Consider the following 16,405-nt stretch of genomic DNA (forward strand, 5'->3'; position numbering starts at 1 on the left):
GACGGGACGCGACGATCCGCTTCTACAGAATGTGATAAGAAGTAGGAAAAACAAGAACTTATTCACATTTTGGAACGCAGTTTGGGAGAGTTTGAGCCGTAATTTCGGTCAAATCGCCAGGTTCCGTACCAAAAGCCATTCCCGGCAAGATTATACCGGCAGGCTGTAAACGGCAGAGGCCGTGGCAGTCTCATTGGTGAAAACAAAGGTTTTACGATGCAGGTCACCGAAACGCTCAACTCCGGTCTCAAGCGCGAGATCAAGATCACCGTGCCGGCGGGTGACATGGAAGCCAAGCTGATGGCGCGGCTGTCGGACGCCCGCAACAAGGTTCGCATCAACGGCTTCCGGCCGGGCAAGGTGCCGGTGCAGCACCTGCGCAAGGTCTACGGCAAGTCGTTCATGGCCGAAGTGGTCAACGAGATCCTCAACGATTCGACCCGTTCGATCATCACCGGCCGCGGCGAAAAAGCCGCCATGCAGCCCGAAGTCATCATGACCGAGGACGAGAAGGAAGCCGAGAAGATCCTGGCCGGCGGCACCGACTTCGAGTTCCGCCTCAATTACGAGATCATTCCTGCGATCGAGATCAAGGATTTCTCCGACATCAAGGTGACGCGTCAGGTGTTCGACGTGCCGGATACCGAGATCGACGACCAGGTCAAGCGCGTTGCCGAATCGGCACGCAGCTACGAGCCGAAGACCGGCAAGGCCGCTGAAGGCGACCGCGTCAGCATCGACTATGTCGGCAAGATCGACGGCGAGGCCTTTGCCGGCGGCGCCGGCACCGACCAGCCGCTGGTGTTGGGCTCCAAGGAGTTCATTCCAGGCTTCGAAGACCAGTTGGTCGGCGCCAAGGCGGGCGACGAAAAGCAGGTCACCGTGACCTTCCCGGAAAACTACCAGGCGGCACATCTGGCCGGCAAGGAAGCCACCTTCGACGTCACCGTCAAGGAAGTGTCGAAGCCGGGCGAACTGGAAATCAACGACGAGACCGCCAAGAACCTTGGCCTGGAATCGCTGGAGCGCCTGCGTGAGATCGTGCGCGGCCAGATCGAGAACCAGTTCGGCTCGATGACGCGCCAGAAGGTCAAGCGCCAGCTGCTCGATCAGCTCGACGCGGCCTATTCGTTCGAGGCGCCGTCGAAGCTCATTGAGGCCGAGTTCAACAACATCTGGGCCCAGGTCAACCGCGATCTGGAAGCGGCCGGCCGTACCTTCGCCGATGAAGAGACGACCGAAGAAGAAGCCCGCGCCGAATATCTGCGTCTTGCCGAACGCCGCGTGCGCCTCGGCCTGGTGCTGGCCGAGATCGGCGAGAAGGCCGGTGTCACCGTATCGGACGAGGAATTGCAGCGCGGCCTGTTCGAGCAGGTTCGCCGCTTCCCGGCCAACCAGCAGCAGGAAGCCTTCGAGTTCTACCGCAACAATCCCGAGGCGCTGAATGCGCTGCGCGCGCCGATGTTCGAGGAGAAGGTCGTCGATCATCTGCTCGGCCAGATCTCGGTCACCGACGTCAAGGTCAGCAAGGAAGAGCTGATGGCCGACGACGAGGACGCGGAAACCACGGCCAAGGCCAAGCCGGCGAAGAAGGCCGCGGCCAAGAAGGCTGAAGCCAAGGCGAACGAGGACGAGGCGGAAGAGCCGAAGAAGAAGGCCGCGCCGAAGAAGAAGGCCGCCAAGGACGCCGAATAAGTTCTCGCGTTTGATGAAATCGACGAAGGCCGCCCTCGGGGCGGCCTTTTTCGTTGCGAAACTGCAACAGCCGATTCGCTTCGCGGGAGGCGGCCCTTGGTTATACCAAGCGCTAATCACTATCTGCGCTGTTGCTGCAAACCGTGTGGTTCCTGGAGGGGGCGTTGAGCCTATTCTTCGAAACGGGGCGTACCGTCGCCCTGGCGCTGGTTCTGGCCTTCGCCTGTGATCTTGCCCAAGCCGACGCGCTTGCCGGCGACTGGCGCTTCGGCACGGACGACGGTGGCTTTGTCACCGCTTCGCTTCATGGCACCAACAAACTGATCACCGGTGGCGGCGCCCTGAGCTACAGCCCGGTGCTGACCATTGCCTGCCGGGCAGACGGCGAACCGCGCTGGACCGAATGGCTGCAATTGAATGATGGGGTTTCGGCCAGCCGCAAGATCACCATGTCGGTCACCGTCGACGGCGGCGGCAAGTTCGACGAGAGTTGGTCGGTCGGATCGCGCGGCCGCATGCTGATGCGCGACGGCGCCGACGGCATCAAGCGCCTCGTTCCTGCAAGCCGGCTGTCGCTTTCCTGGCGGTTCGGATTGTTGTCGGGCCGCGGCCAGGCGGATTTCGACCTTGCTGGGCTCGAACAGGCGGTCGAGCAGATCGCCGGGACCTGCCGGACCGCTCCGCCATGAGCGCGCCGAGGTTCTAAACCTTCGCAATGCTTGGCTTTTTCTACCCGCCGCCTGGATTCTATGGTATGTAAGTACTGCAATTCCACCGGGGAGAGATATTCTTCCCAGGCGCGATCGTTCGAGGCATAAATGGCGATCAGGGAGGAAATGCCATGCGCGCTATAGCGTTTTTCGCTGCGGTGTCCGTTATGATCTTTATCGCGCATCCGTCGCGGGCACAGGATGCCGCGGCTGGTGAGAAGGTCTTCACCAAATGCCAAGTCTGCCACATTGCAAACGAGGACAAGAACAAGATCGGTCCATCGCTGCATGGCGTCATCGGCCGCACGGCCGGTACGCATCCGGATTTTAAATATTCCGATGCCATGATTGCGGCAGGCAAATCCGGCATCAAATGGGACGAGCCAACGCTGACGACCTACCTTCACGATCCCAAAGCCATGGTCAAAGGCACCAAGATGACGTTTCCCGGCCTCAAGAACGATGCAGACGTGGCCAACGTCATTGCCTATCTGAAAACGTTCTCCAAGTGACCTGGCTCCTCCGCCATTCGTCTAACGCCTTGTTTTAACGTGATCTCATTGGAATCAAAGGGACAGCGTAAGCAAAAACAGGCTTCAGTTTTCGCCCACGTGGGCGTTCAGTTCGGGATCATGGCCCAGCTTGCCTGCTTCCATCGGTGGTCGCCTGCAATGTCGACTAAGGAAAGCCGCCTCGGGGACACCACCGGCGTCCGTCTCTCGGAAGCGATGGCCGCCGATTTCTTCGCGCTGCTGAAGCCGCGCGTCATGGCGCTCTCCATCTTCACCGCTTTCGTCGGCCTGATGGTGGCTCCCGTTGTGATGAATCCGATCATCGCCGTGATCGCTATCGGTGCGATTGCGATCGGGGCAGGGGCGGCCGGGGCTCTCAACATGTGGTATGACGCGGACATCGACGCGCTGATGTCACGTACGTCAAAGCGGCCGGTTCCGTCCGGCCGTGTCATGCCAGGCGAGGCGCTCGGCTTCGGCCTGGTGCTTGCCGGTCTTTCGGTCATGACGCTCGGCTTGTTGGTTGGATGGCTCGCCGCATCGCTGCTGGCCTTCACCATCTTCTTCTACGTCGTCATATACACGATGTGGCTGAAACGCTCGACGCCGCAGAACATCGTCATTGGCGGTGCTGCCGGCGCTCTTCCTCCAGTCATCGGCTGGGCGGCGGCCACCGGCGCCGTCGGCGTCGAAAGCCTTGTCCTGTTCCTGATCATCTTCCTGTGGACGCCACCGCATTTCTGGGCGCTGGCGCTGTTCAAGGTCGGCGACTACGACGCCGCCGGCATTCCAATGATGCCGAATGTGGCCGGCCCGGCTTCGACGAAGAAGCAGATCCTTGCCTATGCGCTGCTTCTGGCGCCGGCCGGCGTGCTGCCTTGGGCCTTCGGATTCGCCAGCGGTTACTACGGAATTGTCTCGGCCGTATTGGGCGCGGGTTTTATCTGGCACGCCTGGAAGGTCCTGGCCGCTGCCGAAAAGGAGCTGAAGCCCGCCAAGGCGCTGTTTGCCTACTCGATCATCTATCTTTTCGCGATCTTCGCCGCGCTGCTTGCCGACACCGTCATCATGCGCGCGCTGGTTTCAGCCGGCGCTTGAACGGTTGGTAAGTGCCATGCTGAAGACCGAACGCTGATCCGTCACGATGGCAGCGCACAAAATCCCAGCAGCAGCAGAATGACTATGCCGAGGCCAAGTATGAGAACCGTCCTTGCGTCCATGACCTTCACCTTCGATCTGGCGCATGGCTGCGAAAACCGGGATCGATTTTCGCTTCGCTGACCTCCGCCGGGAGATCATGCGCCAATCAAAGTGCCTGCAGCGTCCCGGGCGCGCCAAAAAGGGGCGGGCGGCACCGTATGAGAATATCGAAGAAAGACTTCCGGGGCCAGCGTCCCGCCCCGCCGCCACTAACTCCCCACCAACAAGGCGACAAGTCCCGCACAAGAGAGTATGTTAAGGACAGTGCAGGTCGCGTTTGCGTGGCCAGCCATGCCCATCGGTGGCACCGTGAACCCCCGACCTTGCCGGACCTGATCTGGAGGAACGGTTATGGCGAGCTTTCACGTGATTGCAGGTGCCAGCGAGACGCTGGAGCATACGAGAATTCGAAAGATCGGTGTTTCCGATCTCCTCGACGCACTCAGGCGCGGCGTCGACGATTTCATGGTCAAGCCCTCGCATATCGTCTTTCTCTGCCTGATCTACCCGCTCGTCGGCGTCGTGCTCGCCGCCTGGACATCGGGCGCCAATGCGCTGCCCTTGCTGTTTCCGCTGGTGTCCGGCTTTGCGCTGATCGGCCCGTTCGCGGCGATCGGCCTCTATGAGATCAGCCGCAGGCGGGAGGCCGGGCTCGATACGTCCTGGCGGCACGCTTTCGAGGTCAGGAACTCCCCGGCTTTGCCGGCGATCGCGGCTGTCGGGATCATGCTGTTTGCGATCTTCATCGCGTGGCTCCTGACTGCGCAGATGTTCTACCAATATCTGTTTGGCCCGGCGCCGCCGGAATCGATATCCGGCTTCATCAATCAGATATTCGCCACCGGGCGCGGCTGGACGCTGATCATCATCGGGCACGCCATCGGCTTCGTCTTCGCCGTCGTGGTGTTGTGCACGACGGTCGTTGCTTTCCCGCTGCTGCTCGACCGCGATGTGGGCGCCTACGAGGCTATCCACACCTCGGTTCGGGCGGTGATGGCGAATCCGATCACCATGGCTGTCTGGGGATTGATCGTCGCTGTCGCGCTGATCATCGGCTCTGTGCCGGTGTTTGTGGGACTGGCGGTCGTGCTGCCGATCCTCGGTCACGCCACCTGGCATGTCTACCGCAAGGTCGTGGAGCCGCCGGCCTCCGCCAGACCGGTGAACTGAGGACGTTCCAGCCTTTGTCGCGTCGGCGAGGGCGCGCCGGCGCGACAGGATCAGGTTCAGTAGGCAGCGTGGCTGAAGCGGGCCTGGCGTGCATCGCTGGTCAGGTTGCGGAAGTCCTTGCCGCTTACATGCACCAGCGTCCTGTGGTCGCCGCCCTCGAAATAGATGTCGGCGGCGTCGCCGAGGCTTTCATCGAGGATCACCGGCACATCGTAGGCCGCACCGATCGGCGGGACGGCGCCGATGTCGCAATCGCCGAAGAGGGAAACCACCTCATCTTCGGAGGCGAGGCCGAGGCGTCTGTCCATGACGTCCTGCAACCTGCCGAGCTCGATCCTGTGCGTGCTTGGGACCACGGCCAGCGCATAGCCAAGTTCGTGGTGGACGACCACTGACTTGGCCATGATGCTGCCGGGCACATGCGCGGCTATTGCCGACTGCCTGCTGGTGGATGTGCGATGGTGCGGGACGGTGTCGTAGGAAATTCCCTTGCCGTCGATAAATTCCCTAAGTCTGTTTGCGATGGTCATTTTTGGCGTCCCTCTTGCTTGAGTTCGCGACGCATGCGGAAACGAGGGCAATTCGTTCCTCCTGTTGTTTCCGGTACCAGGAGAAATGCACCAGCGGCCGCTTGTTTCAAGGCCGCCGACTGGCAAGCGGCGCGGGCGATTTCCGGCCGCGGATGGCGCCGGCTGAACCCGGAGTGCAGGTCAGGGGCCAGCGCCGAAAAACGTCATCCGGGTCAAAAGCGTGTAATCGGCCTCAAAGAGCATCATCGCCACGAACACCAGCACCAGTATCGGCGGCAGGATGATCGCATAGGCGAGCGCCAGCCGCTCCCAGGCCATATGCATGAAGACAGCGACAATCAGCCCAGCCTTGAGGATCATGAAGATTAGGATCAGCGACCATCTGAGATAGCCGTGCAGGCCGAAATAATCGACCAGATAGGAGCAGGTGCTGAGGATGAACAGCCACGCCCAGACCACCAGGTAGAGCTTGATCGGGTGTTCCTGGTGAACTTCGGCATGGGCGGCCGCCACCGGCGCATCATGTGCGTGAAGTGCGTGTTGCCCGAGGCCGTTTGCGGTTGCTTCAGCCATATCTGCCTCTCACCAAAGATAGAAGAAAGCGAAGATGAACACCCAGACCAGATCGACGAAATGCCAATAGAGCCCCATGATCTCGACGTTCTCGTAACGGCCCTTGCGACTGGTGAAGAAGCCGGGCCGCCCGGTGTCATAATCTCCGCGCCAGACCTTGCGCGCCACGATGATCAGGAAGATCACACCGATCGTCACATGCGTGCCGTGGAAGCCGGTGATCATGAAGAAGCACGAACCGAACTGCGCCGCGCCCCAGGGATTGCCCCAGGGCCGTACCCCTTCGGTGATCAGCTTGGTCCATTCGAAGGCCTGCATGCCGACGAAGGTCGCGCCCAACGCAGCCGTCAGAAGCATCAGGATCGCGGTTTTGCGGCGGTCGCGGCGATAGCCGAAATTCACCGCCATCGCCATGGTTCCGCTGCTCGAGATCAGCACGAAGGTCATGATGGCGATCAGGATCAGGGGGATTTCCTGGCCGCCGATGCGCAGCGCGAAGACCTCGCTCGGATTTGGCCACGGCACGCGCGTGGAGATGCGCGCGGTCATATAGGAGAGCAGGAAGCAGCCGAAGATGAACGTGTCGCTGAGCAGGAAAATCCACATCATGGCCTTGCCCCAAGACACGTTCTTGAACGCGCGCTGGTCGGAGGCCCAGTCGGCGGCAATGCCATGCCAGCCAACTGGTCTTGGCCTCATTTGGCCGGTGTGCGTCACTGTCTCAGCCATCCCTATCTCCTAGGTCAGCAGTTGCCGGCAAATATCGATAAACGTCGCGGCCCAGCCGGCCAAAAGGGCGAAGATGGCCAGCCAGACGAAGAGCAGGAAATGCCAGTAGATGGCGCAGAGCTCGACGCTGAGGCGCAGCCGCTGCGGCCGCACTCCGCTCCAGGCGCCGGCGGTGGTCCTGCCGAGACCGATCAGACCGCCCAGTATGTGCAGGCCATGCATCCCGGTGATCAGGTAGAAAAAGCTGTTGGCTGGATTGGCGCTCAGCAGGTAGCCGTCTTCGGTCAGCTGCCGCCACGCCACGAGCTGTCCGACGAGGAAGGCGAGCGCCGTCAGCCCGGCCGTGGCAAGGCCGAGCCGGACGTTATCGATCTGGCCTTTGCGCGCGGCGAACACGGCGCATTGCAACGCGACGCTGCTCAGCACCAGCACGCCTGTGTTCAGCCAGAGCAGGCGCGGCAGCGGCAGCGGCTGCCAGTCCGACACCGCCATCCGCATGAAATAAGCGCTGGTGAAGAGCGAAAACAGACAGCCAACGACGGCGAGGAAAACGCCGAGGCCGATCTTGGCGGTGGGTAGAGCCGACCGGTCGAAGCCGACGAGATCCCCGGCCACGCCTTGCTCCAGCCATGGCTTGGCCGTCAGCCGCTGGTGCGAAAGCCACCAGCCGGCAATGCCGGCGATCACGAGCAAGAAGACCAGAATGACACTCATGCCGGCTCCCTGGAGGGGGCGAAGGCGCCCGGCACGTTCTGCGGGATGAAGTCCTCCTTGGCACCCGGCACGCTGTAGTCGTAGGCCCAGCGGTAGACGATCGGCAGGTCCTTGCCGAAATTGCCATGCGCCGGCGGTGTTTGCGGCGTCTGCCATTCCAGCGTCGTGGCCCGCCACGGGTTGCCGCCGGCCTCGCGACCATGGCGGATGCTCCAGATCAGATTGAACAGGAAGACCATCTGGGCGAAGCCGACGATGAAGGCCATGATGCTGATGAACGAGTTCAGGTGATGGGCTGACTCCGTCATGATGGTCATGTCGGTCAGTTCGGCATAACGCCGCGGCACGCCCATCAGGCCGAGATAGTGCATGGGGAAGAAAATCAGGTAGGCGCCGAGGAACGTGACCCAGAAATGGAACCGGCCCAGCGTCTCGTCGAGCATGCGGCCGGTGACCTTCGGGTACCAGTGGTATATCGCGCCGAACACCACGGTGATCGGGGCGACACCCATGACCATATGGAAATGGGCGACGACGAACATTGTGTCGGACAGCGGAACATCGACGACAACGTTGCCGAGAAACAACCCGGTCAGCCCGCCATTGACGAAGGTGACGATGAAGGCCAGCGCGAACAGCATCGGTATGGTGAGATGGATGTCGCCGCGCCATAAGGTCAGCACCCAATTGTATACCTTGATGGCGGTCGGAACGGCGATGATCAATGTCGTGGTGGCGAAGAAGAAGCCGAAATAGGGGTTCATGCCGCTGACATACATGTGGTGCGCCCAGACCACGAAGCTCAGTGCGCCAATGCCGACGATGGCCCAGACCATCATCCGGTAGCCGAAGATGTTCTTGCGCGCATGGGTGCTGATCAGGTCGGATACGATGCCGAAGGCCGGCAGCGCCACGATGTAGACTTCGGGATGGCCGAAGAACCAGAACAGATGCTGGAACAGGATCGGGCTGCCGCCATTGTGCGGCAGCTGCTCGCCCATCTCGGAGATCGCCGGCATGAAGAAGGAGGTGCCGAGCGTGCGGTCAAGCAGCATCATCACGCAGGCGACGAACAGTGCCGGAAAGGCGAGCAGCGCCATGACGGTCGCGGTGAAGATGCCCCAGACCGTCAGTGGCAGGCGCATCATTGTCATGCCGCGCGTGCGGCCCTGCAGCACCGTCACGACATAGTTCAGGCCGCCCATGGTGAAGCCGATGATGAACAGGATCAGCGAGGAGAGCATCAGGATGATGCCCCAGTCCTGGCCGCCTGGTGTGCCGCTCATGATGGCTTGCGGCGGGTAAAGCGTCCAGCCGGCACCTGTCGGTCCGCCCGGCGCGAAGAAGCTCGACACCAGAACCAGGACGGCGAGCAGGTAGATCCAGTAGCTCAGCATGTTGACATAGGGAAAGACCATGTCGCGCGCGCCGACCATCAGCGGGATGAGATAGTTGCCGAAGCCGCCGAGGAAGAGCGCGGTGAGCAGGTAGATCACCATGATCATGCCGTGCATGGTGATGAACTGGTAGTAGGCCTCCGGGGTGATGAAGTCGAACGTTCCAGGAAAGCCGAGCTGCAGCCGCATCAGCCAGGACAGCACCAGCGCCACGAGGCCGATCGACGTTGCCGTCGCCGAATACTGGATGGCGATGACCTTGGCGTCCTGCGAGAAGACGTATTTCGTCCACCAGCTGTGCGGATGGTAGAGTTCCACTTCCGCGACTTCGGCCGGCGGGATGCCATCTGCAGGGGTGATGTCGACCATAGGAACACCTCCGTGTTCTTTTCAGCGAGACCCGACCGTTTCGAGCTGTGCTGCAACCTTCAAACCCGACGCCATCGTCCTACCCGGCGTCTGGTCTGCCGAGCCTGTTTTCTGGGGCGCCGACAGTTGCGCGAAAGTCTGCTGCTGGCCGAGCCAGGCCAGGTAGTCCTGTTCGGTGTCGACCATGACCATGCCGTGCATCAGGGGATGGCCCTGGCCACACAGTTCGGCGCACAGGACCTGGAAGCTTCCGGTCCTGGTCGGGGTGAACCAGAAATAGGTGACCGAGCCCGGGATCATGTCCATCTTGGCGCGGAATTCCGGTATGTAGAAATCGTGCAGCACGTCGATCGAGCGCAGCAACACCTTGACCGGCTTGCCGACCGGCAGATGCAGGTCCGCCGCTTCGACCACGACGTCGTCCTGGCCGTTGGGATCGGTGGGGATGACGCCGAGCGGATTTTCAGCTGATACGTCGCGGGTGTCCGACGTGCCAAGCTTGCCGTCCTTGCCGGGCAAGCGGAAGCTCCATTGCCATTGCTGGCCGATGACCTCGATCTCGGTGGCGTCGCTCGGAACGTTGACGAAGCGGCTCCAGACGAACAGGCCAGGAACCAGCAAGGAGGTTACGCCGACCGCGGTGACGATCGTCAGCCACGATTCCAACCGCTTGTTCTCCGGTTCATAAGCGGCGCGGTTGCCTTCCTTGTGTCGGAAGCGGAACACGCAATAGGCCATGAAAAGCACGACGGCGGCGAAGACGGCGCCGGTGATCCAGAACGTGATGATGATGGTGTTGTCGATATAGTCCCAGTTCGAGGCAATCGGCGTCCACCACCATGGGCTCAGGAAGTGGAACAGCACCGAGCCCACAACGATCAAAACGAGTACAAGCGCAATGGCCATGTCCCGTTCCTCCGGATATTTCGCGGCGCGCCAAGCGGGCCTGCGAAATACCAGGCCGCATCATGCTCGCTTTCCGGTTGAAATTCCAGAGCCGACTATTTGATGTGCAAAACGTTGCTATCGCCGGCCGGACGGGATCGCCTCCCGATCGAGAAGCAGGTGCTGCTCGCCTTTTGAGGTGATCGACGAGATACGCTGCTCCAGCGCATCGGCCAGATGAATCTTCGAGGTGTATTTCGACACTCTCGAACAAGGTGGCGATCGATAGAGGCAATTGGAAGCGGCGCCCTAGCCGGGATGCGGCCCCTGAAACCGTTTTCCCGAGAAGACCTTGAGGGCCTGCGGCTTTTCACCGCCGACAATCCAGTCGGTCAGGTATTTGGCGAAGCCAAGGGCGATGGCGAAGCCATGGCCGGTCCAGGCAAATCCATAGATGGTGTTTTGCAAGGCAGCTGATGTATCGACAATCGGGATGCCGTCGACCGCACAGCTCTCGACGCGGGACGCATCGACCTTCAGGAAGGCGGACTCGTCGATGAAGGGCAAGGTCGCGATGGCATCTGTCAGGCCGAGAGCTGTCGCACTGAGCGACCCTTTCCAACGGCCCTCCGGCGTATAGGCGACGCTCTGGCCGCCTGAAAGCATCAACGTTCCATCCTGGATCTGCTTCACGGACAGCGTGCGGTGGGCATGGCCGAGAAGATGATTGATCTTTTTGCCGTGCGGATTGGTGACGAACATCATCTGCGGCATCAAAGTGGTGACGGGCATGATTTCTTGCGGCTGGAGAACCGGTTTCAGCAACGGCAGGACGCCGTTGTTGGCCAGGAGAACGAGCTTATCGCCAACCGGCACAACTTCGCCGCTCGCCAGCCTGACCCCCGTCGCCCTTCCTTTGGTGTGGAGGATTTCGGTGACGCGCGTGCCAGTGCGCAGGTTCGCTCCGGCCTTGCTTGCCTGTTTGGCGAAGGCCTGCGTGGCGAAGGTGTGATCGCACACACCGTCATTCGGGCAGTAGACCGAACCGATCAGATCCCCCGACAATTCCGGCTCGCGCTCCAGCGTTTCGTGACGGTTGAGAAGCTGAGAGGGAACGCCAAGCGCATTCTGTGCCATTGCCATGGCTTCCATGTTGCCGCGCACTTCATGTTCATGGCCGCCATGGGGGATATTGAAGAGATGAAGGCCGCCGATACGGCGGTAGCCAACGCCGCCTTCGAATTGTTCCTGATATCTCGCCCAGAGCGGAAAGCCGACAGTCGCCATCGGCAGTTCGCGCAAGTCGCGGCTGTTTGCACGCACGCCCCGTTCTCCGGAACCGCCCGATGCGCCGGCCGCGATGTCGTCGGTCTCGAGCAGCGTAACGGTCCTGCCGGCCTGCGCCAGTTCGTAGGCAAGGCTCGTACCGTAGATGCCGCCTCCGACGATCACGATTTCAGACGCGGTGGCCGGTGTAGTCATGCTGTCAGTTCCTTCTCAGATATTTTGTCGTGTGTATCGCATGCGTGGAAAGGTCGGCTCACTTCAAGCCGTTGCCCCCGGACAGGAATTGCCGGAAGCATTCGGACCGGCCGGCAGCGAACATGTCGTGCGGAGAGCCTTCCGCCTCGACCGCGCCCTTGTGCAGGAACACGACCTTGCTGGAGACGTCCCGGGCGAAGCCCATTTCATGGGTAACGACCAGCATCGTCCTGCCTTCCGCGGCAAGCGCGCGCATGACACGCAGGACCTCGCCGACAAGCTCGGGGTCGAGCGCGGAGGTCGGCTGATCGAAAAGCATGACCTTCGGCTGCTGGGCCAGCGCACGGGCGATGGCCGCCCGCTGCTGCTGACCGCCGGAGAGATGGGCGGGATAATGATTGCGCTTCTCGGCAATGCCGACCTTTTCCAGAAGCGCCTCAGCCTCCTCCACACAATCGGCGCGGGGACGCTTCTGAACATGGATCGGGGCCTCGATCAGGTTTTCCAGGATCGTCATATGAGACCAGAGATTAAAGCTTTGAAACACCATGCCGATGCTCGCGCGCATGCGTTGCAGCTGGCGCCTGTCGGCCGGCCGCGTCCTGCCGCCGACCTGCTTCAGCCCGATGGTCTCTCCGCCGACCTCGATCTGCCCGCTATCGGGCGTTTCCAGCATGTTGATGCAGCGCAGCATGGTCGATTTGCCGGAGCCGGAGGAGCCGAGGATGGAGACGACATGACCTTCCATCGCTTCGAGCGAGATGCCCTTGAGCACCTCGAAGGCACCGAAACTCTTGCGCAGGTCCGTCAGGCGCACGGCCGGCTTGAGCTGGTCGGTCATTGGGTTTCTCCTTGCCCAGGTGCCGCAGCCGGAGGCGGCCTCAGATCGGCGCTCAGTACGTATTCGGCCCACTGAACGAGGCGCGTGACGGTAAAATTGAGGAAGAGATAGATCGCGGCCGCGACGATCAGGATTTCGATGGCGCGGAAGGATCGGAAATGAGCTGGGCCGCGATGCCGGTCACCTCCATCAAGGTGATGATGGAGGCCAGCGCCGTCGATTTTATCATCAGGATGAATTCGTTGCCGTATCCCGGCAAGGCATGGCGCAAGGCAAGCGGGAAGACGATGCGGCGGTGGAGCGTGAAGCTCGACATGCCGCAGGCCCGTGCAGCCTCGATCTGGCCTGATGGAACCGACAGCAAGGCACCGCGAATGATTTCACTGGAATAGGCGGCGGTGTTCAAGGTCAAGGCGATGAGCGCGCACCAATAGGGTTCGCGCAGGAGAGGCCACAGAAAACTGGCCCGCACGGCATGGAACTGGCCAAGACCATGATAGATCAGAAAAATCTGTACGAGCAGCGGTGTGGAGCGGAAGATGAAGACGTAGAATGACGCGGGCCAAGCCAGGAGCCGCAGACCTGACAACCGCGCCAAAGCGAGCATGACGGCCAGAACGGCACCCAGCGCCACGGAGGATACCGCGAGCTGCAATGTCAGCGGTATCCCGGTCAGAAGCTTCAGCAGTGTCTCGTAAAGGAATGGAATATCCATCAGGCCCGCCTTGTGCCAAGTGCGAGCCGTCCCTCGGTCCACCGCAGAAGCCATGTCGAGAACGACGAAATGGCCAGATACAGGACGGCGGCGGCGAAGAAGAATGTGAAGGGCTGGCCGGTCGATCCGGCGCCGATCTGCGCCTGGCGCAGGATTTCCACGAGCCCGGTGACCGAGACCAAGGCCGATTCCTTGAGCACGAGTTGCCAGACATTGCCGAGGCCAGGCAGCGCATGCCGCAGCACCAGCGGTGCGATGATCCGGCGAAACATCGTCATACGGGACATGCCGGCGGCGATCGCCGCTTCGATTTCTCCAGGCGAGACCGCGCGATAGGCGCCGCGCATGACTTCTGCCTGATAGGCACCGGACACCAGCCCGATCGCCAGTGCTCCGGCCATGAAGCCGGGCAGGCTGACGAAACCCGAAATGCCGAACAGACCGGCCAGCGGTGTCAGGACCGCGCTTGAGCCGAAGTAGAAGAGATAGATGACGAGAATGTCCGGTACGCCGCGAAGCACGGTGGTGTAGGCATCGGCGATCAATCGCGGAAGAACGCCGCCCTTGATCTTTGCCCACGCGCCGAGGCTGCCCACCAAGAGGCCGAAGGCATAGCCGGTCAGGGCCACGGCGAGGGTCATCATCGCGGCTTGAAGCAGTGCCGGCCCCCAGCCGGCTTCGCCAAATCCCAGAACGAAATCGGAAGCCGTCATCGTAGTATCTCGTCGCGCAGGGCGCAGCCGCGTGGGGAGGGGTTCATTGGAGGCTGGCATCCCTGAAACGAGCGGCATGGGGAATGCGAAGGCGACCCAGCGCGCCGGGCCGCTCATCGCGTCAAGAGGCGACAATCGGGGAAAGACGCCAAACGCTCGCGCTCGTTCGTTTCAATTCTTCACGGAGATATCGACGCCGAACCATTTTTCCGTCAGCGCCTTGTTGAAGCCGTCGGCGTTGACCTCGTGGATCGCGGCGTTGAACTTGTCCTTCAGCGCGGTGTCGCTCTTGCGAAGGGCCACGCTTGTTCCGCTGGCCAGGAGAAAGGTCGGTCCCACGAGTTCCGCCTCAGCCATGTCAGGCCGTTTCAGCGCCTCGGCGAGAACCGTGATGTTGGCCATTGTGAGATCTATGCGACCCGCCAGAAGATCGAGATTGGCTTCGTCCTGCGTCTTGTAGGATCTGACCGTGACCGCGTCCTTCAGATACTCGTCGACAAATTTACCGGCGGTCGTCGATCCCTGGATGCCGAGGATTTTTCCGTTGAGCGCCGCGTCGAGCTTTTCGACAATGTCCTTTGATCCCGCCGCTTTGTCGCGGAGATCGAATTTGTCATGCCAGGGGAGGGCCTTAGCCAAACCGCTGCCCTTCAGCGCCAGGAAAGCGTTGGGCGCGGTGGAGTAGGGGTCCGAAAACGCGGCCACTTCCGCCCGCTCGGGCGTAACGCCCATGGAGGCGATGATCGCATCGAATTTTCCGGCGTTCAGCGCCGGCAGCATCCCGTCCCAATTCTGCGCGACGATCTCGCATTGCGCCTTCATGCGCTTGCATAATTCCTTGGCGAGATCGATCTCATAGCCGGCAAGCGTGCCGTCCGGCAGCGTATAATTCCATGGCGCATAGGCGCCTTCGGTTGCGATGCGGATGTGGAGCGCGTCCTGCGCCAGGACCTCACCACAGGGATAAAGGCCAGCCAGCGATAACGCTGCCGCCAGGATGATATTTCTGATCATGCGAAGCTCCCACTCTTGTTTTTGAAACGCCCGAAGCCTCACCGCCGATGATAGGAAAAACCGATATCCTCAGATGAGGTATCGATCTTCCCGCTTTCGGCGAATGCCTATCCAGAATTGACTGGAGCGGGTTATTCGTTCGACTAGAAAGGAAACTTCCGACGCATTCCAATATGAAATGTTGCGCGGAATATAGCTTTTTCCTATAGATTTTGCCTCAGTCGAGCTGGAGATCGCTGATGAATTACAAGCAGCTTGAAGCGTTCCGGGCGGTCATGGAGGCAGGAACGGTCACCGGTGCGAGCGAAATTCTGCATATCGCCCAGCCTTCGGTCAGCGCGCATGTCTCGAACCTGGAACATGCGCTGAAAATCCCGCTGTTCATTCGTCGGGCGGGACGCCTCGTTCCGACGGCGGAAGCCATGCTTCTCAACGAAGAGGTCGGGCGGATCGTCAAGGGAATGGCAAGGATACGGCGCCTGGCTGGAGATATCAGGCAACTGGAAGCCGGGCGGCTGATGATCGGTGTCTATCCGGCGCTTGCCAGCATCGTCTTGCCGCGTTTCCTGAAATCATTTGCCGGGCATCACCCGAAGGCGCGCATGAGCATCTTTCCGGCGGCCTCGCTGCGGATCGCGGAATTGACGGCAAACAAGGAGATCGACATCGGCCTCATTCAGATGCCGGTGGTCGATCCAGCCATCGCCTGCGATCTGATTTTCCAGACGGAATGCGTCTGCGTGGCGCCGCTCGACCATGCATTCGCCAATGACAGCGTGATTTTCGCAGCCCAGCTTGAAGGTCAGGAATTCATCGCGCTTGGCCGCGAGGACCGCACGCGGCAGGATATCGAGCGTCTCCTGGATCATGCCGGCGTTGCCGTCGACCACCGTTTCGAAACACCATTCGCAGATACGGCGTGCGCCTTGGTCGCACAGGGTCTGGGCGTGTCGATCGTCGATCCGTTCTCGGCGGCTCGATGGGCAGGCAAATTGACGATACGCCCCTTCAGCCCCGATCTTCTCTGCGACATCTACATGGTCAGAAACAGGGCCCAGGTCTCTTCCATGCTGCAGCAGGCGTTCGAGCGGGAATTTAGAACCGCGCTCGAGGAGAATGTGAGCGGAGGCGTCCGCTTATTTTAGCCGGCTTTGCA

At 61.1% G+C, this 16,405-nt stretch carries 16 protein-coding genes and 1 pseudogene; 6 read left to right on the forward strand and 11 right to left on the reverse strand.

Going from position 1 to position 16,405, the window contains the following annotated elements:
- Positions 1-216: 216 nt before the first annotated feature.
- From tig to AC0V7N_RS21780, 5 genes are all read left to right on the forward strand, one after another.
- On the forward strand, positions 217-1,695 hold the full coding sequence (gene tig / locus AC0V7N_RS21760; RefSeq protein WP_475450436.1) for a trigger factor: 1,479 nt from the start codon (positions 217-219) through the stop codon (positions 1,693-1,695).
- 164 nt (positions 1,696-1,859) lie between these two features.
- Positions 1,860-2,384 (forward strand): hypothetical protein, encoded by a 525-nt coding sequence (locus AC0V7N_RS21765; RefSeq protein ID WP_475450437.1) that lies wholly within the window; start codon positions 1,860-1,862, stop codon positions 2,382-2,384.
- A 152-nt stretch (positions 2,385-2,536) separates the two neighbouring features.
- A complete protein-coding gene (locus AC0V7N_RS21770; RefSeq protein ID WP_475450438.1) occupies positions 2,537-2,917 on the forward strand; it encodes a c-type cytochrome in 381 nt (126 codons plus the stop codon).
- 159 nt (positions 2,918-3,076) lie between these two features.
- The gene (locus tag AC0V7N_RS21775) at positions 3,077-4,015 is read left to right on the forward strand and encodes a heme o synthase (protein ID WP_475450439.1); all 939 of its coding nucleotides are present in this window, start codon (positions 3,077-3,079) and stop codon (positions 4,013-4,015) included.
- Between the two features lie 453 nt (positions 4,016-4,468).
- Positions 4,469-5,287, forward strand: a complete 819-nt coding sequence (locus AC0V7N_RS21780) for a DUF2189 domain-containing protein (RefSeq protein WP_475450440.1) — start codon at positions 4,469-4,471, stop codon at positions 5,285-5,287.
- Between the two features lie 56 nt (positions 5,288-5,343).
- Here the strand turns inward: AC0V7N_RS21780 and AC0V7N_RS21785 are convergent, their stop codons facing one another.
- From AC0V7N_RS21785 to AC0V7N_RS21835, 11 genes and pseudogenes are all read right to left on the reverse strand, one after another.
- Positions 5,344-5,817 carry an aminoacyl-tRNA deacylase gene (locus tag AC0V7N_RS21785; protein ID WP_475450441.1) on the reverse strand — a complete coding sequence of 158 codons (474 nt, stop codon included), beginning with the start codon at positions 5,815-5,817 and terminating at the stop codon, positions 5,344-5,346.
- 180 nt (positions 5,818-5,997) lie between these two features.
- Complete coding sequence (locus AC0V7N_RS21790; RefSeq protein ID WP_095199925.1) at positions 5,998-6,390, reverse strand: cytochrome C oxidase subunit IV family protein; 393 nt, start codon at positions 6,388-6,390, stop codon at positions 5,998-6,000.
- Positions 6,391-6,399: 9 nt separating this feature from the next.
- Entirely contained in the window at positions 6,400-7,119 is a 720-nt protein-coding gene (locus AC0V7N_RS21795) for a heme-copper oxidase subunit III family protein (protein WP_475450442.1), read from the reverse strand.
- A gap of 9 nt (positions 7,120-7,128) precedes the next feature.
- Positions 7,129-7,833 (reverse strand): cytochrome c oxidase subunit 3, encoded by a 705-nt coding sequence (locus AC0V7N_RS21800; protein ID WP_475450443.1) that lies wholly within the window; start codon positions 7,831-7,833, stop codon positions 7,129-7,131.
- Complete coding sequence (ctaD, locus tag AC0V7N_RS21805; RefSeq protein ID WP_475450444.1) at positions 7,830-9,599, reverse strand: cytochrome c oxidase subunit I; 1,770 nt, start codon at positions 9,597-9,599, stop codon at positions 7,830-7,832. The genes AC0V7N_RS21800 and ctaD overlap by 4 nt, the downstream gene beginning before the upstream one ends.
- Positions 9,600-9,620: 21 nt before the next feature.
- Positions 9,621-10,505 (reverse strand): cytochrome c oxidase subunit II, encoded by an 885-nt coding sequence (locus AC0V7N_RS21810; RefSeq protein ID WP_475450445.1) that lies wholly within the window; start codon positions 10,503-10,505, stop codon positions 9,621-9,623.
- Positions 10,506-10,793: 288 nt separating this feature from the next.
- A complete protein-coding gene (locus tag AC0V7N_RS21815) occupies positions 10,794-11,966 on the reverse strand; it encodes an NAD(P)/FAD-dependent oxidoreductase (protein WP_475450446.1) in 1,173 nt (390 codons plus the stop codon).
- A gap of 58 nt (positions 11,967-12,024) precedes the next feature.
- On the reverse strand, positions 12,025-12,807 hold the full coding sequence (locus tag AC0V7N_RS21820) for an ABC transporter ATP-binding protein (protein WP_475450447.1): 783 nt from the start codon (positions 12,805-12,807) through the stop codon (positions 12,025-12,027).
- Positions 12,804-13,522, reverse strand: a pseudogene (locus tag AC0V7N_RS21825) (ABC transporter permease). The gene AC0V7N_RS21820 and the pseudogene AC0V7N_RS21825 overlap by 4 nt, the downstream one beginning before the upstream one ends.
- A complete protein-coding gene (locus AC0V7N_RS21830) occupies positions 13,522-14,235 on the reverse strand; it encodes an ABC transporter permease (RefSeq protein WP_475450448.1) in 714 nt (237 codons plus the stop codon). Before AC0V7N_RS21830 ends, AC0V7N_RS21825 begins: the two are co-directional and overlap by 1 nt.
- A 171-nt stretch (positions 14,236-14,406) precedes the next feature.
- Entirely contained in the window at positions 14,407-15,249 is an 843-nt protein-coding gene (locus AC0V7N_RS21835; RefSeq protein WP_475450449.1) for a transporter substrate-binding domain-containing protein, read from the reverse strand.
- Between the two features lie 239 nt (positions 15,250-15,488).
- On the opposite strand from AC0V7N_RS21835, the gene AC0V7N_RS21840 reads away from it, so the two are divergent.
- Positions 15,489-16,394 (forward strand): LysR substrate-binding domain-containing protein, encoded by a 906-nt coding sequence (locus AC0V7N_RS21840; protein WP_475450450.1) that lies wholly within the window; start codon positions 15,489-15,491, stop codon positions 16,392-16,394.
- Positions 16,395-16,405: the final 11 nt, after the last annotated feature.

The organism is Mesorhizobium kamtschaticum, from assembly GCF_056174585.1.